The following is a 19,492-nucleotide window of genomic DNA, read 5'->3' as shown; positions in this document are numbered from 1 at the left end:
TTACTAATAAATTACATACAGGTAAATTAAGTCGTTGAAGAATCTTATCTTCTTACCAATTTTCTAATCTTATTAACACTCTCTAACACTATCTAATCAAGATCCTTCGTCGCTTCGTTCCTCAGGATGACAATATTGGAGAAGGAATGAAAAATAAAGTTATTAGCTTCGCAATTTTTCTTTGACAAAGTTTTCCGAAAAATTCTCCACTTCTATTTTTTGTAGCATTAGTATCCATACCTACCTCTACACCAAGAGATAATCATACAAATCTTTAATTTTATCAAATAAATCAATAATTCTTTCTCTTTTACAAAATTTCATACAATCTGGTATATTTTTAGGATTAACTTTTTCTGGTTTGAATTTAAAAGTGATGAATTTCCAATTTTCAGGAACGAAAATTTCTAATTTGTTATTTTAACTCTCTCCGCAATGAGAATTGGAAAAACATTGACATCTTCAGGATATTTTAATAATATTTTAGACAATTGCTTAATTCTTTCATTTCTTTAGAATTTTGCTAAAGAGTTTAAAATTGAAATTAAAAATAAATAAATGCTTGTGCATAATCAGGTAAAAATTATATTTTTAGTTTGTTTTTGCCAATAAGGTGTAGATTTGCAATTGTGTTGAGCTTTTATAATATCTTATTTCAATACAAAACCATTTTTTTAAAAAGTTTCATTATATAATACGACAAAGGAATATAATGCACTTTTTTCTTGTATCGCCAATTAATATTGCACAGTATTTATTAGGTTTAAGTACTCTATAAATTTCTTTAATCTCTTTCTCAAATCCCTCGCAGAACTTTTTTACATTTGAAATATTGAAATGATCTTCTTTTATTTTTCTATCTGAATATTTGGTTATATTTAAACACGGTGGATGAGTAATAATTAAATCTATACTCTCAATTTTACATCCACTATCTCAACAATAGGTTTATACAAAAAATTCCATCAAAATTTAAATTTTCTTTTGTGATTTTAAGTGCTTCGGGATTTATATCATATTCAATTGCTCTTCTATTTAACAACTTCGCATCAATTAAAGTCGTACCACTTCCCATCATGAAATCGATGATAAAATCCCCCTCTTTAAAATATCTTAAAATAACATTCCTCGGAATTTGCGGTGCATAATTTCCTCCGTAATTCGAGTGCGGATGGCAAGGCAGTCCTAAACGGTTTCCATCTCTTTCAGAGAGAAGTACTATTCGGACTCTAAAGAATTTCAAGCGTTTATTTATGATACTTTGTAAATGCTTTTTTCCGAACCCAACTTTTTAAAGAACATTTCTTTATTTTTGTTTAAAACAAATTGCTACAAACCCTCTTAAATACTAGGTTCCAAACCTATTTTTGATAAAACATTTATTTATGCGAATTTTCAACATTTTTATTTCAGACTTGATAGGTATAAATTTAACATGTTATCACCTTTATTTTACCATAAAATTATTTATTTTTAGACAACAAAAAAATACACATATTACCTAATAAAATTATAAATTTTATCCTTTCCAATTGGCACATAAATTTTCCATTCGTAATCACTTAAAGCTACTTTGTTAACAATATACAATGGATATGGCAACCTACGTTCTGAAAAAGGAGAAGGGGGGGTGATTTTTGTTAAACCATATATATGCTCTGCTATTTTTTCAAATGAATAATCTGTACAATTCCTTATTATATTTATTTCTACACCTTTTTGGTGATTATAGGAACTTGGAAAATATACAAACGAATTTTTCTCAAGCCTTATTATATTCTCCTTTAGATTTAAACATGAATTTATATTAGAATTTTTATTAACTTCAGCAAGAACATATTTAACTTCGATCATATTTAATATGTTTTCAACTACTTTAATATCTTCCAAGAAAACACCATCTCTTATAATAAACACAATTTCCGGATAACTATTTGTTTTTTCTTTATATTTATCCATTAATCTTACATATTCTTTTTCCAAAATTTCTAATTCTAATTTTTCGTTAAGCATAAGATTTCTGTATCTACTTAAATATATGATATTCCCAAAATTTGTTACAGCACTAATAGCTAAATGTGTCTTTCTATTGTATGTATCATGACTTAAATCAATTCCTACATACAGTATTTTTCTTTTTAAATCAAGATTTTTTAACAAAAAAGGCATCGAATCAGTACAAAAGAGAAGCAATTTGTATATATAACTTTTAAAAATGTATGGTTTTATTTTTAACAAATTATTTTTTAATATTGGAACAATTATTAGATTATCTGGTACATTTTTAAGTAAATTATCTATGTTTCCCACGTGCTCATCCAATACAACAATAGTTATTATTTTGTAACTTTTATTCGATAAAAATTCTCTATCTTTTATAGTAAGAGTATCAGGGTCATAGAAAAAAATAGCTTTTTTATTAATTGGATTTTTTTCAAATCTGACATTTATTATATTTTTGATACCTAATTGATTAAGCGCAATATAAAACAAAGAATTTTTTGAATTAAATGTACTTTTTAACACAGGATACAACTTTTCACTTGTTTTTTCGAAGAAAATAAAAATGCGATATTTAATTTTTTAGGTGGTTTATAAAATGAAAACTTGAAAATATCCTTTTTGTTTTCAGAAATGCCATTTTTGAATATATAGGTTATCTTTGGTTTCTTAATATCCTTTTGTAAAATTTTATATGGAATATCAACTTCCATTACATTGTTTAAGAAACTAAGTTTCTTCTCCATATTAGAATAAATCATATTTAGATTTTTATAAATTTGTGGTAATTCCTTCGAAAATCCTAATTCTTTTGCTTCAGTCGAACTAAAATTAAAATAATAAATGTCGTTATTTTTTACTGTAACTATTTCATCATCAACTTTTATTTTTATTTTTTCGTCTTCTCCTGAAACATACAAAAAGGTCTTACCTGTTTTAATATTAAGTAGGTATGCGCTTTTTATTCTTGAATATAATGCTGGATCTTTAGAAAGGAAGGTAAATCTTGGCAATATAGAAAAATAATATTTGCCATTTAATTTATACAACTTTATCTTATAGCTAACATGTGCATTTATATCTTTGTTAGTATTCAAGCAAAATTTATCTTCATTGGAAATAAAGATGCTTCTTCTTTTAAAATAATAACCTTCATCTATAAATTGTTTTTTTACATAGTTATATAAAGTTTTTACAAAAAGTATAGGATCCTGAGATTCATCTATTACTTCAAATTTGTCTAATAAATAATTTTTAGCTTGATAAGGCTTTATAGAAAAATCAACATCTGGTATTTCAACCCATACCAATTTTGAAGAATTGTAGAACCTTATGTTATTTACACGTGTTAAGTTTTTTGATAATATCTCCGCTGGAGTAGATGAATTTGAAAAATATAATCTTTTCACTTTATAAGGTATTTTAAGCCTATAAAGATTTAGGAACATTTTTCCTCTCCTCATAAGTTTTATATTATAAGAAAATCATCTTTATAATAACTTCCTTTATCCTTTCCCAACGTAGTAATAGATTTTCTCGCATCTTTTGAAATTGGATATATTCTTATAGTATCTTCCTTTTCATCTATCCTTTTTTTAAGCTCTCTTATTAATATACTTAATTGTTCCCTACTAAGCTCCGTTTCAAAAACACTATATTGAACCCTTACTCCATAACTTTCTAAGTATTTAGTTAATTTTCTTCTTCTTTTATCGTTAGTAATATCATAACTTATAACATACATCATTTTATCACCCTGTAGAAAGGAATATATTTATCTTCATCACCAAGTACAACTCGTGCATAATGTCGTACTTGCTTTTGAAATATTGTTCGTATATAATTTGTTTCCCCATCCAAATGATATCTCATTTTTCGTCCTAACCATTTTTCATATTTTGATATAAATTTTTTCATACCATCTTCTGTGAAATGAACTATATTTTTTTCTTTTTTTATAAAATCAGACTGATTAAATTCATTTCTATTAATCATATTTATGACAAGACTGTCAATTAATATATTTCGAAATTCTTCAACCAAATCAAATAAAAGAGATTTTTTAGAAACTTCAACTGTATGAAGATTTCCAAAATAAGGATCCAGTCCTACTATATTTATAGCAGCCATAATCTCATTGTATAATAAGTAATATCCAAATGATAACATTGCATTTATTGGATCCTTTGGTGGATTCATCGTCCTTTTTTCAAATTTAAAATTTTGATTTTTTATTAACCTTGAAAAAGCTTTAAAATAACTTTTTGTATCAACACCTTCAAGGCCTCTCACTACGTCTATATCTTTAGCTTGCTCTATCTTTGATGTCATGACCCTTATAGTCGCTATCTCTTTACCTAATTGCCCCTTTGGAAGATGTTTGCTTTTGTTTATCAAAAAATCATAGTAATTTTTTAGTTTTCCTTTTACTATGGCTTTTGCCATTTTTAGTTTAAATTGTTTATCGCTAGACCGCTCATACTGTTTCAATCTCAGTAATACATTTTTATAATCGTCAGTATATAACTTTCCACGATATTTTCCATTTTGAGTCATAAAAATTACTTCTATTTTTTTGTTCAAAAAATAGTTGATTATTGGTGTAGTTAAAGATATATTTCCCATTAAGTTAACTTTATCTATCTTATTCAATGGAATTTCAGAAATGATATTTCCTTCTTTGCTCACGATTAATTTTCCTTGTTTTTTTGAAAGTACCGTACCCTGTTGAGTAATGTAAATTACCATTATTTCACCTAATTTTATTTATATAATTATTTCAATATCATTTCCATTTTTTCTTATAGTCCATATTCCCACTGTCATTTTTGTATTTTCACCCATTCTTTCCAAAAGTATCTTTTTTAAGCTTTTTATTTCCCGTTCTAATTCAAACTTTTCAGAAGTTTTTTCTATAATTTTTTTAACTATTTCTTCCACGGAAAATTCTTCGATAATTTCGTCAAAATCTTTCACAAAGGAATACGGTGTATTATAACCAGGAAACTTGCACAAACATTTATCTAAACTTAGAGATAAATTATATTTAATAATAATATTTCTAATATTATTACAAGATATAGGAATTTCACCAACTTGATGTTCTATTTTTTTGAATCTATCATAATCAAAGTTTATTGTATTCTTTAAAATTTCAATTAATTGCTCCCTTCCATTTATAGCTTTAATTGAAGATTTTATGAGAATTTCTTCTTCTATTTCTGAAACATATGCATCCCTCTTTATTTTTTGTATTATTTGGTATAAAACATGGCAATTACTAATTACTTTATGAAATTCACTTAAATTATCTTTCTCTAATGATTTTACTAACTCTTTCTTTATAGAAGTGTTTTTTCTTTTTTTGTATGTGGTTTTTTGGAAATTATAACTTTGCACGGAATCCGTTATTATTTCGTCAAATAAAGATTCTATATGTTCTTTGCTGTTATATTCTATTTTTAAAAGAAAATCTAATTGATTTTTTATAACTTCAAAATTTTGATCCACAAAAACTGCTTTTTTATATGTCTTTTTATGTAATCCTAAGGGGACTTTTATTAGATTCCCCAACCCGCCGTTTAAAGTTGGTTGTTTTGGAAAAACCTCAATACCTATCGATTCTTCTAAATGTATATTTTTCAATATTGACTCCATAAAGACTTTAACCTTGTAACTTGATAATGCCTCATCAAAAAAGAACCAAACATGATATCCACGGTTTCCTGTAAATTCTATATAATTTTTTATATTATACTGAGACAAAATCGATGAAATTTTTAAAGTAACAGTTTTAGCTTCTTCAAAATACGTATTTTTGTTATTTTCCAAAAAACTCTTCTTTATATCCACATCAAAAACAGCAAATTTTATTTCATCATTCTTTTTCAGTTGATATATTCCAATAGTTGTTTTCCCAGAAATATGTTTTTTTACGTCATTAAAATTTATTGAACGCCTAATAGGTCTATATGTCCCGTCGTTTAGCTGAACTGCAAATACATCTTCTCTTCCAGAAAATAACTCTAAAAACTTTCTTAAAATTGTTCTTCTAGGATTAGTTGTTTCATATTGTTCTTTTATATTCTTTACTCTATCTGTTATGTTTAATTTTTCATATATCTCTAGTGCTTTGTCCAACATACTAATTTCTTCGTATATTTCTGCTAGCCTTAAAAGATATTCCTTTTTAGGTTGTTTAGAAACAATCTTTTCGAATACTTTCCTTGCCATTTCGTATTTTTGAAAGTCAAATAGTAATTCACCATATCTTATTAGTGTTCCATCTTCGACAGATAATTCTTCTTCGGCTTTTTCAAAATATTCAAGAGCTTTTTCAAATTCAAGATTTTCCTCGGCCCTTAATGCTAATTCTTTAAAATTCATAAAGTTATTCCCCCAACTTTTTTACTTGCCCAAATCCCATAGTTGTCTTATATCCAACCCCAGAAAAAAAAGCAAAATCAGCCAACATATGTATTACTTTGAAAAAATTCCTATCGTCTGTTGGTATCTTATATTCAACAGTTCCTATAAATCCATCCAAATAATAATTTCTCATATATACCCGCTTTTTGTAAGTTCTTTTATTTAATATTTCTATATCTGAGAACATATTAGCATAGTCTTCATTTATTTTAAACTCTGCATATTTATTGAATTTTTTTAAAAGACTTTTAAAAACTTTGTCGGGGAAAGGATAACCTAAATGTTTATCACCTATCCTAAATAATGTAGGAGTATAAAATCGCAGTTTTATAACGTTATTATTATAATTTGTTGACAATAATTCATTTTCCGTTAAAATCCCCGCCCATTTACTTTGTTTTTCATGAAATATCACATTTGAAATATAAAACTCAATATCATTGATTTTTAATTTCTCTTTTGAATATTTACTTTTAAATATTTTTATGGTAAAAAAATTAAAAGCTTCCTCGTTTAAAAAAGTTATTCTTATATAATATTTTCTTCCTTTTTCTATAATAATCAATCTATCCGTTCTCTTTCCTAAAATTGATGAAACAGTAAACGGCTTGTAGTTATCCTCTTCGTGAACCTGTTCAGCTAACCTTTCATTTGCATTCTTTAATATATCAAAAAAACAATCCATGTAACTTTTCCCCAGGATATGTTGAAATAACTCCAGAATTTATTGCCTTAAGTCCTAATACCAAACTAAAGAAAATATTATCCCTCCTTTAGTCTCAATATTTATACTATTCAAATACATCAAACATTATGATTTTATTAGGAACCCCTAAACTTTGTACAAAATTTTAAATATATCAACATAGTAAAAATAAAAACATACACACAAACACTTAACTATAACGAAACAATTACAACACAAATACAGAACATATTTTCCTTTTTTATAATATTATTCTTTCTCATACCTATATTTTGATTAAATGTATTAAGTATTTTTTATTGGAAAGTACAACTTTGCAAAATCTTAATTTTTATATTTTTTCAAATATTTTCACAAATATTCTTGCTTATTTAAGTGTTTCTTATCCCAAATATTTGTGTCATAATCATTTCGTTATAGTTAAGTATTTATGTGTATATTTTTAACATACCAACAATATATCAACATTTAAACACCAAAAGAGAATATTCAATTTTTGTCAGAAAATTGCTATGTTATTCGTTATATATTATGAGACTAAAAATTTTTAAATATTGCTCATTTTAGGAGGGATAGGATGGCTAATACGTTAATATGTACAGTAGGGGCAAGTATGATTAGTAATTTGAGTAGGGATGAAAAACTAAATGAGTATTACAAGAACTCACAATTAGAGGCTATAGTAAATTATTTTTCGGAAAGTAATGAAGATCCAGAAGAATTTAGGGGGTTTGGAGCAGAGATTAATTCGATTGCAAGTATCGTAAAGAAAGGATATTTAACAGAAAGAAAAAATCTTTATTTTTTGTTATCAGATACAGACGATGGAAGAAAAATCGGAACTATATTGAAAAATTTCTTTAAAGTAAAAAAAGGATATAATTTTGAAAATGTTGAAGTTAAAGTTATTTCAAAGTTGAGAGATGATAAACCTAATGATTTTAAAATACATGGACTTAGAAATTTAATAAAAGAAATAGCTGGTATTATAGCAAGGCATTCTGGTGAAGTAATAATAAATGCAACAGGTGGATACAAAGCCCAAATAGCTTTTGCACTTGCTTTGGGACAAGGGTTAAGTGTTCCCGTATATTATAGATTCGAAAGATTTCCAGAAGTAATAGAGTTAATTCCATTACCTATAGATTTAGACGATAGTATATATTTTGAAGCAAAAACATTGTTTGAAGAGTTGGAAAATGATATAAAACCACTTAAGGAAATTGAAAATTTGTATAAATCATTATCTTTAAAATCAAAGGTATTCTTTGATGAAGCAATGATAGATGGAAAAAAATATCTAGCAATAAGTCCAATGGGACAGATTTATTTGGAAATAATAAAAAATAAATTTTACCATTTATCAAAAAATGTTGAATTAGTTGAAAGAAAAGGAAATTTAATATTCCAATCAAGTTCAAAAGAACATCATTCTAAAGAATTAATTGAAAAATTTAAATTAAAGGAAAGATTTGAAAAATTTAAATATATAACAAAAGTTGAAGTATTTAAATATTCACAAAGAGAAAAATCCGGGTCCCCAAGAGTAAAGACAAATGGAGATAAATTAGTGGTAAATTTACCAACAAAATTGGGCATATTGCATTTTAGGGCATACACCACCAAAAGAGATTCAAGAGAGTTAGAATTAATAAAAATTAAGTTTGAAGAGTTTTTAAAAGACATTTTTTAAAATGTTGGTCAAATTGGAGGTGAATTGCTTGAAAGAACGTGAACAGATTGTTGTTAGAGCTTTGACGTATGGATTAAATGACATTATAAATAATAACCTTGATTTTTTAGACAAAAAAGATAAATTAACATATTTTGACAGTAAAACTTTTAATGAAAAAATAGATTGGTATATATCATACGTGGATAGTTTATTGAAATCTGACAATACACCATATAAATTTGAAACCTCAAAATTTAGTAATTTAGAAAATATTTTTTCAAAGGTTTTCAATGAAAATATAGTAAATAATGAATTAGTATTTAATACAGGCAAAAATTCGTTTTTTGAACCTTTTGTAATAAGTGATTTGTTATCGTCCACCTCCGATAGAGAACTCTCACAAGAAAAAATAAAAAAAGTTTTCTATTCTTTTGAAAAAGATCTCAAAATATTATCAGATTCGTTGAATCCAAATTCATTGGAAACAATGATAAAGAAACATTTTAGTTTTGTTCCATATCTTATTTTTTCAAAAAAGGTAGTTGATGTTTCTTACTATGATTATAGAAAAGTTTCAGCAATGTTGTCACTTTGTTTATATGATTATACAGATGGTAAAATAACATCTTTTGGAGATTTGCAAAATTTAGATGAAAAGGAAACATTTTTGCTTATTGGTGGAGATGTTTCTGGAATTCAAAAATTTATCTCCAAAGTCTCTTCAAAAGGTGCTTTGAGATCTTATAGAGGAAGAAGTTTTTTCATTGAATTGTTACAAGAAATAATTGTCAATGAACTTTTAGAGCAAACGGAATTTTACAGAGTAAATATACACTTTATTGGTGGAGGACACTTTTATTTAGTACTTTCTAACACAGAAAAAAATAAGAATATATTGAAAAAAATCCAACAAAAAGTGAATAATTGGTTCATTGAAAACAATTTAGATTTAAGTATAGTTATGGAATACGTTTCATTTAAACCTTCCGATGTAAAAAATATGAACGTTGTTTTTTCTAAGTTAGCGCATAAGATCAACGAGAAGAAAAATAGACTTTTTAGTGACTTTGAACTTGAGAAATTATTTAAGATAAGAAGAAATGGAAATAATATGAAAACTTGTAAGGTATGTGGAGCACTTACCACTCAATTGTTTTCCTTGCGAGCAGACGAAGAAGAAATTGCATGTAATTTTTGTAGAACACTTTACAACATTGGTAAAGAACTTATGGATAATAAAAAGAAATACATTGTTTTAACAAATAAAAATGAAGAAGATGTATTTGAAATTTTTGGAAAAAAATATAAATTCTCTTCAATTCCCGAAAAAGTTGGATTTAAGATAAAAGAAAGTTATAAATTTGATAATAACGACAAAAACTTAATTAGACTTGAAGTTCTTGCCTATTCCAGTACGCAAAGTTTGACAGAAATGGCGAAAAATGTACCAGGAAAAAAGTTAGCTGCTTTAAAAGTTGATGTGGATAATCTTGGAAAAATCTTTAGAGAAGGTTTAGCACTTAAAACTTTAATTAGAATTAGCGCTCTTTCTAGACTACTTTCATAATTTTTTAAACTGTATTTGTATAAATTGGTTGAAAATAGAAATTTAGCTGTGATTTATTCTGGAGGAGATGATTTATTTGTTCTTGGAGGTTGGGATGAAATTCTTAATTTTGCAGTTGTTTTGAGAAAAGAATTTTCTAAATTTATAAGTAACAAATTTATAACCATTTCTGCAGGATATGCACTTGTAGATGAAAAAGATAGTATGAAGTTTATTATGGAATTATCTGATATTTCTGAATCAAAAGCCAAGGAAAATGTAGAGGTTGTAAGTATAAATTCACAGCAAGAGTTAATGTTAAAAGACTCAATAGCTTTTTCTAACGGAATTAAGAGAGTCTTTAAAGATGGAAAATTTTATTTAGAAAATGTTTCAGTAGTAAAATTTAACGAATTCATCAATAAAACATATGAATTATATAAAAAATTGTGTAATTCAAAGGACGAATTAAGTAGATCTCTCGTTAGAAAACTTTTAAATATGTCAGTTAGTCCTAGTAAATATGACAAAGTTTTTTTAGCTTATTTGATGAGCAGAAGCAATAATGAAAAAGAAAAGAACATTTTAGAGGAGCTTATCAAAAATAAAAAAGTAGAATTTCCAGGTTTGAACGTTGTACTCCAATTTTATGATTTATTAAATAGAGGAGGTAGAAAGTGATGCATGATAAAAAAACCAAAGATACTTCAAGTCTTGTAAAAGGTATTTTAGAGAGGATTTCTTCGCTTGATTCTTTAGCATATTATAAAATGGAAGACTTAATAAGTGATGCTGAAAAGTTTGGAGAGCACTTGAGTAAAAATTTTAAAGCTAATCAAATAAGAAAGTTTCATTCCTATATTTCAAAATTTTGGCAAAAATTTATTTCAAATAAAATGAAGTATGAAAATGATCAAGAAAAATTCAAAGAAGATATTCTTGACGAATTAAGTTTTGTAAAAGTTTATCTTGCATATCAAGCAAGTAGAACGAAAAGCGATGTTTATAAAGACTTTGAAAAAATAATAGGAAAAGCAATTGATAAAGTTAAAACTTCAAAAGACTTTGAAACCTTTAAAAAATTTTACGATGCAATTTTGGCATATCACAAATACTATGGTGGAAAAGATTAATTAGGAGGTGTTGTGAGATGGACGAAAGAAAATTATTAGGAAAGTTTATAATAAAAGGTACTATAAAGGTTTTAACGGGTCTTCATATTGGAGGAAAAGATTTAGGAATTTCCATTGGTGGTATGGATAATCCAATTGTGAGAAATCCAATAAACGGTGAACCCTACGTTCCTGGTAGCTCTTTAAAGGGAAAAATGAGAGCATTAATGGAAAGAGCGTTAAACAAAAAATTAGAATTAGTTGAACGTAAGAATAAAATTAGAAGACATGAATGCAAGGATCCAGATTGTAAAATTTGTAGAGTTTATGGTGCAAGCAAAGAGGAAAATATTCCTTCTAGATTGATTGTAAGAGATGCATTTTTGACGGAAGAATCAATTAAAAAATTAGAAAACATGGAGACCGACACACGATATGCTGAATGGAAAACAGAAAATTCCCTTGATAGAATAACATGTGCCGCTGTTCCAAGGCCAATAGAGCGTGTCCCAGCTGGAGCAGAATTTGGTTTTGAGTTAATTTACACTAATGAAAATGAAAAACATTGCATTGAAGATTTGAATTTGATAAAACAAGCACTTGAACTTGTAGAAGATGATTACCTTGGTGGCGGTGGAAGTAGAGGCAATGGAAAAGTTAAGTTTGAAATAAAGGAAATAATTTATAAACCTGTAGAGTACTATATTTCTGGTGATCCTTCAAAAATCGTGAGAAAAGAATTGAAAAAAGATGAAAAATTTGATGAGATAATTAAGGAAATGCTAAATGGAAAATGATTTTTCTTTTAAAAGAAGGTGATATTAATGAAATTAATAGTAGAGCTTATTATAAAAACTCCATTAAGAGTTGGAGTGGGCAATGAAACTGATGATACATTAAATACCGTAAGATCTACTACAATATATTCGGCAATTATATATAATGCATTTAGATTATTTGGTGATGATGCGCATAAGCTAGCAAAGAGTTTAAAGGTTTCTTCTCTATTATTTAAGTTTGGTGAAGAATATTTGATACCTAAACCTTTTCTTTTTAACACATATCCACCTGAGAAGCTTGAACTGGAACCAAAAAAATTAAAAAAAGCTCAATATGTATTTGCTTCAAAGTTATCCAATAATTTCAAAGAGTCTATTTTTTTCGAAGATTCTCCTGTAAAAATAGATAATAGATTAGTCGTAAGTTTGGATAGAGTAAGAAATACATCATCTTTGTATAATATCGAGCTAATTTATTTTAAAGATAAATTTACCCCATATTTTATTGCAGAATTTCCAGATGATCTTGAAAACCATCTAAAAGCTAGCGTTAGATTATTAGGAGATAGTGGACTCGGTGCTGATGCTACAAGGGGGTTTGGGCTTTTTGAGCCTAAATTTAAAGTACCACCTGATATTTTTTATAAAAACGGAAAATCAACACTTTTACTTGGTCTTGCAAGACCTAATGAAGACGAAATAAGAAAACTAAACAATGGATATTATAAATTAGTAAAATTGCGTGGTCATAGACACATAGTTCCAAAATTAAAGGATGAACTTTACTATTTAAGTGAAGGTTCAACATTTGATTTTAATTTCGTTGGAGAACCAAACAAATTGCAAAATGACTACTATATAATTGGTTCAACAGTAGTGTTCAAGTTTGATTTAGGTGGTGATTTAGTTGAATAAAAAAATTTCATTAAAACCTTTAACTATTTTACACATTGGAAGTGGTGAAAAGTTATTGCCTATATTTTATGTTTTAAGAAATAATTCATATATAAGACTAAAGGAAAGGTCTTTGAAAAAACTTTTAAAAAGGCATCCTGAAATAAAAAGTTCGTTTTATGTTGATAGTAGAAGATTAACTGTACTAAAATGGGAAGATTATAAAAATGTATTAAATGACGATGATATTTGGTATATCTGCAAAAGAAAATTTAATTACAAAATTAGAGGTGAAGTGTTAGAAAATATCAAACATCCAGATGGTAGGTTTTATATTCCCGGAAGTAGTATTAAGGGAAGTATAAGAAATGGAATTATGGGATATATATTAATGAATAATAAAAATTTAAGAAATAAAGTTGAAGAAAAAATACTTAATTTGTTAAAAAATCATAAAAAAAAATCTTAACGATGCCACAAAAATTCTTGAAAGTTCATTTAGAGTAGGAAATTTTAAAGATGCAAAAAATGATTTTCTTAAGTTCTTAAAAATCTCAGATACAAATTTTACAGATAAGGTTGCTATTTTAGCTCTAAGTGTTTTTGTTAGTAATAAGGATTCTTTTTATCAAAAGAACTTTAACATCTTTTTTGAAGCAATCCTTAAAAATGCCGAATTTGAATCAGAAGTAAAATTTGATGAAGAAGGTTTAAAATTATTTGAATCTAAACAAGGAAGATTTGACAATAATCTTCCAAGAAGTTTGGAAGATATTTTCAAAATGGTTGATGAATTTTATAGATTTGTAATAAGCAAAGAACTTGAATATATTAAAAATATCAAAGAAAAAAAAGAATTTTTTCAAAAATTAACAAATAAAATAGAAAAAATAAAAGCTGAAAAAGGCTATATAATGCATATTGGATATGGTGGGGGATTAAATGCAATGAGTGTCTTTTCGGTACTTAGTGACAATGTAAAACGCGAATTTGCAAAGGTTATTACAAAACATCCTGGAACTATCCCCCCAATTTCTCGACGTTACTTAATTGATGAAGAAGAAAAACCTATTTCGCCCATAGGCTGGATAAAGGTTGAGTTGAGATAATATTTAAATGAGGTGAAAGTATATTCTACAGTTTAGTTTTTAAATTAAAGGCTTTAAACTCAGGGATTATTCATACTTATCCCGGCGAAAAAATTCACGGAATGTTTTTTAGTATTTTAAAGATGAATAATAGTGAACTTGCTAAGAAACTACATGATAATATTGGACATAAACCTTTTACTGTTTCTTCTTTTTTGGGAAAGAAAGTTGATAAACCATTGGTCATTGAAAAAGAAAAATCATATTATATAAGGATGACTTTTCTTGAAGACAACGTTTTTAACTCAATAGCAATAAATATGTTCAAAAATAAGTTTGATAAAAAGAAGTTAGATATTGATAATATAAAGTTTTTAGTTACAAAACTTTATTTTCACGAAAAACAAAGTAAATGGACGGGTATTACTACAGAAGAAGAATTATTCAAAATTGATAATGTTAAAAATGAAATAAAACTGAGATTTTATACCCCGACTTTACTTAAAGTAGAAAATGATTGTTTGTATTATCCAAAACCTGAAAAGGTCTTCGGGGATTTGTTGAAAAAATTTAATAGAGTCAGTTCAAAGAAAATCAAGGAAGAAATCATAAAGGATTTTAATGAAATAAAGATCTCAAATATGAAAATTTACAAAAAGAAGGTATATATGTCTAATTATTACTTAAAAGGTTTTGTGGGTGATGTGGTATTTTCCGTTGATAGAAATAACAACACATTGGCAAAGATTGTGAATTTGCTTTCTAAGTTTGCATTTTTTTCAGGCGTGGGATATAAGACAGCTATGGGTTTAGGGCAAGTTAAAGATCTTAAGGAGGATACATAAAAAAATTAGTTCTTTAATTGATTTTTATTTTGGCAAATTTTACTGATATAAAACGTATATTAACATAAGAAAGACTTTGCAATGCGATTCTAAATTTGTCCCTCCTTTGTTTTTAAATCTTTCATCTACTTTAATTCCATTTTGATCACTCTAAATATCCAGCGATTTCGCCTTTTTTAAATAAGATATTTTCTAGAAATTTAGCAATAAAAAATGGATTATTAAAAACGATTACGCAGATGAAAAAGTTCAAAAGCAAGGAAGTAAAAAGTATTACATGATTATGTTCATTTTTATTTAAATCCAAGAAATGCTATGCTTTATGAATATTTTGTTTGTGAAACTTAAACGTTTAATTAAAGTAATTGCTCCTGAATATGTAAGTTTGGCAACAATCAAAAATATTGTAAAAAATTATGAAAAAAATATACAAATTCCACAAGAAGTTGATTGTATTAAAGATTTATTTTTTAGAAAACATGTTAATTGAATTTTTAGTATTAGACATGATTCATTTTATACTATTTGTCAGATTTTATCAACACAAAACGTATATTAATACGGATAGAAAGGAGGAATGATATATGACAAATAGCGATATTATGGAAATCAATGTTTTAATAAAATCATTACCAAAAAAGGATTTTATGGAAATAGTTGAAGAATCATTCAAACAGGCATTGAAATCAACAATTAATCATAAGATAGTTTCATTTAAATACTTCTTAAAAGATATAACAAAAGTAAGCTTTCTAACCACAAAATTTGTGTTTAGGCTACTAACTGGAAAAATTTCATTTAGTGATGTGATTTTAAATTCTAAAAAATTTGTGTATAAAAAGTACAATAATTTTAAAAAATTGAGTTTGAAAAAAAAGAAAGAAAAAATAGCAAATTTAACAATTTATTTTATCACTGCATTGTTAGTAGGTGGTGGAATAGATTTTGAAGGAGGAATTCCTGATTTAGATTTAAAGACTGGAATAAAAAACCACAGAAACATAATAACACATACCATTATTGGATTATTTCTTTTGGAATTTATGGCAAGATTTTTGTTCAAATTAGTTCAAAAAACTACATGGAATAAAGAAAATATGGTTTTAAGGACAATTTACGAAATTTCCTTAAAAGAAGAAGAGTTTATAAATGGTGCATGGCTAGGATTATCCTTTCATTTATTGAAAGATGCAGGTTTATTTCAAAAAACAATAAAACCGTATTCTGGTATTAGAGGACACACCATGGGATTTCATAAAAGTTTGTTTTTAGGAAATTCAATTCTAGCTGCTATTTTTTCAAGAAAAAATGAAAAAATATAAGTAAAAATATCATTTAAAAAATAATATTTGTTAAGGAGGGAAAAAATGAAAGTAGTTTTCAATAGAAATATCTATAAATTTACTCATGATTATCCCGCATTCGCAGCTTTTATGACAGAAACTGAATTGAGACAAAAATATTATTTTACGTATCCAACTAAAAATTTTTATATTTCTTCATATGTATGTCCAATATGTGGCAATCAATTATTCAAAACAGTTTTTCATAACGACTTTGAAATTGAAACAGAAGATGGAAAAATATTAATTCCAAGAATTTTTACTTGTGGAAAGTGTCAAGCATTTTTTGCCCCAAAACCTGGGTATAGATTAAGTTCAAACAATGGTTATTACTTAATTTTACCGGAAAAAATTATATTGAATATTTATTAACCATGGATAAAGTGGGCTCAAAAATTGGCAGAAGAAATACCTTATACAATGAACCATTTTAGGTGTAAAAAAACAATTTGAAGAGGGGAGATACTTTGGTAACAATTTATGTAGATGGTTCATGGAATTGTGAAATACCTGATATAGCTGGATGGGGATTTGTAGCATTAAGAGGAAAAACTATTTTAAAAGTAAAAAAAGGGATAGTTCGAGGAAATACATCTCTAAATTCAACATATGGAGAATTTACATCGGTTATAAAAGCACTTGAATGGGCTTTGTCACGAAATATAACTGAAGTTACAATAGCTTATGATTTTCTACCTATAGAAAAACTAGCTATAGGCAAAATGAAACCATATTCTGAGATTTCATTGTATTATCTTAAAAGTATTAATTATTTCAAGCAATATATGAATATTTATTTTAAAAAGGTTAAAGCTCACTCAAGAGTTGAATACAATGAATGGGCTGATTCTCTTGCCAAAAGAGCTATTTCGAAAAAAATTGTTTTTGGATATAGATTATATCAATGTTAAAGTATATTCTGTCAATACCGTAAAAAAAACATGAATCCCAAAACAGAGTAACAAGAAATATCTCTTTCCAAATATTTTCTAATACCCAACAAGATTTATATCGTTAACCCTACTTTACTCAAATTATTTCTCTATATATTACACTAGCTACTATGATACAACATATATTGTTCAGTTTTAAGATTTTACAATGAGGAGATGTGCTAAAAAAGACTAAGCAACCAACATTTCTATTTTTTATATCATCATAACTTTTCAAACTTAAAATAAATTTTATCGAACATCTCGAAAAATCTTTTAAAACTTATATTTTTAACTATTATATTTTAATTTAAGACCATTAAATCTTAACATTTTAAGTTAACTAACTTTAAATGATCGTAAAGCTCAACATTTTCAAGAGTTCCTCGAACGAATATGCATTATTAACATCTAGATTTTTAAAACAATATTTTACATACATAATATCACTTTTAAGAATCTTTGCTTTTGGAAAATCTTTAGCAATTAAAACACCTCCAATTACTTCTTTTCCAATTTGTTTTAAGTAATTATGCAACTGTTCTATGTCATTTGTATTTGCTCTTTTTGTCTTAATTTCTACTAACACATATCTATTCGTTGCTATTGGGTATTTCAATTTTATAAAAATGTCAACAAATCCTTCAGGTAGAGCCTTTTCCCCAAGAACTTCAAAATCATCTACTGAGAGATTCTCACTAAAATTTTCTAATACTTCTTTTAACAAGAAATCTTTTATTTTTTTACGCACTAATGATTGAAGAATAAATTCATGGAAAGGAAATTCAAAAGGAATTTTCTTAGTTTTTTTATTAAAAACTATTTTTGGTGTAAATGTTTCAGAAAGTATTTCTAATGGCTCTGGAACTATTTTATTCATTCTTCCCATAGTAGAAACATTATGAAGTGTCGTTAAATCTGCTTGAAAGTGAGTTTTTTTATATCCACCTCTTAGTAACAGATTTTCAGCCACATATGCAAATTCGGCTTTTACTAACGGTTCATCCAAATCTCTTACTTTTTCTAAATGCAATCTGAAAGGAAAATAATACGTATTACCTGAATTTCTAAATTTTATTGAAGGCCAAGGAGGCAAGTTTTCTGCGTTTTTATAAGCTACTTTTTTAGTAACACGATACAAATCTTTTATTCTAGCACCATAAAGAAAAGAGATATAGTCTCCTATGCTTATATCAGAATATGTCCAAAATCCGTTAATACTATTTGTAAACCCCGCCAAAGTATATTTCTTACATAATTCAAGATTTTCCCTATTTGAAATAGAAACTAAAAAATAATTAATTTCTGAGTTTGTTATTTTACAACCTCCTCTTTTGAAAATTTATTTTACAAGTTTAGAATGATACCACAATTAGAATTATATCATAATTATAGTATAGAAAAAATTATCTGATAGATTATTTAAAATAAAGTTTTAATTCTTTTTAGCAATTTTCTTGAACAAATCATACCAGATCGATCCAAATCGATTAGTTTATATCATTTTGTCAATAAAATTTTATGCTTAAAAGTATTTCACGATACTTCTCTATAAGCATAACTAAATATTCTTTCTAATCATATAAAGCCATTCTTTATTAGAAATGTCCACAAAGTTCAGTTGTAATACCTCACGTCGTTTTTGTAAAAGTTCATCTTTTGCTTGTAACATATTTTTCTCGCCTTCATATCCAATTTCTAAATGGTAAAATGACAATATCAGACATATATTTACATAATATCAACAAAATAGTTATGTTAATTTATTGTTTAAAATATATCAAAAAATTTGATTAAAAATCCTCTTCAAAAGTCTTATGGAAACTATTTCTTTTTTAAGCTTACCTTGATATCCTTCCTAATATTTCTTTACTGTCCTTCTGTCTATCCTGTATATCCTGGCTAATTCAGAAAAGTTCGATCTCAAATCCATCCCCCTTAACATTTCCAAATGTTGTTTGACTTTTTCCATTTTTGGTATTCCCCCTTCCTTTGGAAGGATACCATTTATGTACATTTTTGTGCATTTTTATTTTCCTCTTCTTGGCCATTTTTATTTTACCATTTACAGAAGGTTAGTGAAAAAAATAAGATTCTTTGTCGATAACGCTCCTCAGAATGACAAAAAGGAAGGAGCCTCTCA

20 protein-coding genes and 2 pseudogenes are annotated in these 19,492 nt (G+C 26.6%); 13 read left to right on the top strand and 9 right to left on the bottom strand.

All coding sequences use genetic code 11. The annotated features are described in order from the left end of the window. Window positions 1-121: 121 nt before the first annotated feature. The 8 genes and pseudogenes from XO08_RS09535 to cas6 (XO08_RS09115) form a co-directional block, all read right to left on the bottom strand. Window positions 122-244 (bottom strand): annotated as a pseudogene (locus XO08_RS09535) (DpnII family type II restriction endonuclease); the annotation flags it as partial. Window positions 245-931: 687 nt separating this feature from the next. Further along, a complete protein-coding gene (locus tag XO08_RS09430) occupies window positions 932-1,243 on the bottom strand; it encodes a DNA methyltransferase (protein ID WP_075666639.1) in 312 nt (103 codons plus the stop codon). Window positions 1,244-1,497: 254 nt separating this feature from the next. Further along, on the bottom strand, window positions 1,498-2,526 hold the full coding sequence (locus tag XO08_RS09140; protein WP_075666638.1) for a hypothetical protein: 1,029 nt from the start codon (window positions 2,524-2,526) through the stop codon (window positions 1,498-1,500). Next, window positions 2,520-3,449, bottom strand: a complete 930-nt coding sequence (locus tag XO08_RS09135; RefSeq protein WP_075666637.1) for a hypothetical protein — start codon at window positions 3,447-3,449, stop codon at window positions 2,520-2,522. Before XO08_RS09135 ends, XO08_RS09140 begins: the two co-directional genes overlap by 7 nt. A gap of 20 nt (window positions 3,450-3,469) precedes the next feature. After that, window positions 3,470-3,748, bottom strand: coding sequence for a CRISPR-associated endonuclease Cas2 (cas2, locus tag XO08_RS09130; protein WP_075666636.1), 279 nt, complete (start codon window positions 3,746-3,748; stop codon window positions 3,470-3,472). Next, complete coding sequence (cas1, locus tag XO08_RS09125; protein ID WP_075666635.1) at window positions 3,745-4,749, bottom strand: CRISPR-associated endonuclease Cas1; 1,005 nt, start codon at window positions 4,747-4,749, stop codon at window positions 3,745-3,747. The genes cas2 and cas1 overlap by 4 nt, the downstream gene beginning before the upstream one ends. An 18-nt stretch (window positions 4,750-4,767) precedes the next feature. Beyond that, on the bottom strand, window positions 4,768-6,387 hold the full coding sequence (locus XO08_RS09120) for a CRISPR-associated primase-polymerase type A1 (protein ID WP_075666634.1): 1,620 nt from the start codon (window positions 6,385-6,387) through the stop codon (window positions 4,768-4,770). Window positions 6,388-6,391: 4 nt separating this feature from the next. Then, complete coding sequence (gene cas6, locus XO08_RS09115; RefSeq protein ID WP_335743682.1) at window positions 6,392-7,129, bottom strand: CRISPR-associated endoribonuclease Cas6; 738 nt, start codon at window positions 7,127-7,129, stop codon at window positions 6,392-6,394. A gap of 583 nt (window positions 7,130-7,712) precedes the next feature. On the opposite strand from cas6 (XO08_RS09115), the gene XO08_RS09110 reads away from it, so the two are divergent. From XO08_RS09110 to XO08_RS09055, 13 genes and pseudogenes are all read left to right on the top strand, one after another. Beyond that, a complete protein-coding gene (locus XO08_RS09110; protein ID WP_075666632.1) occupies window positions 7,713-8,828 on the top strand; it encodes a putative CRISPR-associated protein in 1,116 nt (371 codons plus the stop codon). A gap of 28 nt (window positions 8,829-8,856) precedes the next feature. Then, window positions 8,857-10,377 carry a type III-A CRISPR-associated protein Cas10/Csm1 gene (cas10, locus tag XO08_RS09105; protein ID WP_075666631.1) on the top strand — a complete coding sequence of 507 codons (1,521 nt, stop codon included), beginning with the start codon at window positions 8,857-8,859 and terminating at the stop codon, window positions 10,375-10,377. A 24-nt stretch (window positions 10,378-10,401) separates the two neighbouring features. Further along, window positions 10,402-11,037, top strand: coding sequence for a hypothetical protein (locus tag XO08_RS09100; protein ID WP_075666630.1), 636 nt, complete (start codon window positions 10,402-10,404; stop codon window positions 11,035-11,037). Beyond that, a complete protein-coding gene (gene csm2, locus XO08_RS09095; RefSeq protein WP_077288041.1) occupies window positions 11,037-11,489 on the top strand; it encodes a type III-A CRISPR-associated protein Csm2 in 453 nt (150 codons plus the stop codon). The genes XO08_RS09100 and csm2 overlap by 1 nt, the downstream gene beginning before the upstream one ends. A 17-nt stretch (window positions 11,490-11,506) precedes the next feature. Continuing rightward, complete coding sequence (csm3, locus tag XO08_RS09090; RefSeq protein ID WP_075666629.1) at window positions 11,507-12,265, top strand: type III-A CRISPR-associated RAMP protein Csm3; 759 nt, start codon at window positions 11,507-11,509, stop codon at window positions 12,263-12,265. Between the two features lie 27 nt (window positions 12,266-12,292). Further along, on the top strand, window positions 12,293-13,162 hold the full coding sequence (gene csm4, locus XO08_RS09085; protein WP_077288040.1) for a type III-A CRISPR-associated RAMP protein Csm4: 870 nt from the start codon (window positions 12,293-12,295) through the stop codon (window positions 13,160-13,162). After that, the gene (gene csm5 / locus XO08_RS09485) at window positions 13,155-13,610 is read left to right on the top strand and encodes a type III-A CRISPR-associated RAMP protein Csm5 (protein ID WP_077288039.1); all 456 of its coding nucleotides are present in this window, start codon (window positions 13,155-13,157) and stop codon (window positions 13,608-13,610) included. Before csm4 ends, csm5 (XO08_RS09485) begins: the two co-directional genes overlap by 8 nt. After that, on the top strand, window positions 13,591-14,250 hold the full coding sequence (csm5, locus tag XO08_RS09480; protein WP_077288038.1) for a type III-A CRISPR-associated RAMP protein Csm5: 660 nt from the start codon (window positions 13,591-13,593) through the stop codon (window positions 14,248-14,250). The genes csm5 (XO08_RS09485) and csm5 (XO08_RS09480) overlap by 20 nt, the downstream gene beginning before the upstream one ends. 20 nt (window positions 14,251-14,270) lie before the next feature. After that, window positions 14,271-15,074: a CRISPR-associated endoribonuclease Cas6 gene (gene cas6, locus XO08_RS09070; protein ID WP_255362991.1), complete on the top strand. Its 804-nt coding sequence runs from the start codon at window positions 14,271-14,273 to the stop codon at window positions 15,072-15,074. A gap of 273 nt (window positions 15,075-15,347) precedes the next feature. Then, window positions 15,348-15,422: pseudogene (locus tag XO08_RS09530) on the top strand (DarT ssDNA thymidine ADP-ribosyltransferase family protein); the annotation flags it as partial. Between the two features lie 236 nt (window positions 15,423-15,658). After that, window positions 15,659-16,396 carry a hypothetical protein gene (locus XO08_RS09065; RefSeq protein ID WP_075666625.1) on the top strand — a complete coding sequence of 246 codons (738 nt, stop codon included), beginning with the start codon at window positions 15,659-15,661 and terminating at the stop codon, window positions 16,394-16,396. A 45-nt stretch (window positions 16,397-16,441) separates the two neighbouring features. Further along, window positions 16,442-16,789, top strand: a complete 348-nt coding sequence (locus tag XO08_RS09060) for a hypothetical protein (RefSeq protein ID WP_075666624.1) — start codon at window positions 16,442-16,444, stop codon at window positions 16,787-16,789. A 95-nt stretch (window positions 16,790-16,884) separates the two neighbouring features. Further along, window positions 16,885-17,328, top strand: coding sequence for an RNase H family protein (locus XO08_RS09055; RefSeq protein ID WP_075666623.1), 444 nt, complete (start codon window positions 16,885-16,887; stop codon window positions 17,326-17,328). Between the two features lie 370 nt (window positions 17,329-17,698). Here XO08_RS09055 and XO08_RS09050 read toward each other — a convergent pair whose 3' ends face one another. Next, window positions 17,699-18,589: an endonuclease NucS domain-containing protein gene (locus tag XO08_RS09050; RefSeq protein WP_198022710.1), complete on the bottom strand. Its 891-nt coding sequence runs from the start codon at window positions 18,587-18,589 to the stop codon at window positions 17,699-17,701. Window positions 18,590-19,492 lie beyond the last annotated feature (903 nt).

This window comes from Thermosipho sp. 1074 (assembly GCF_001999655.1).
Classification (GTDB): domain Bacteria; phylum Thermotogota; class Thermotogae; order Thermotogales; family Fervidobacteriaceae; genus Thermosipho; species Thermosipho affectus.
This window is presented reverse-complemented; position numbering and strand designations above follow the sequence as displayed.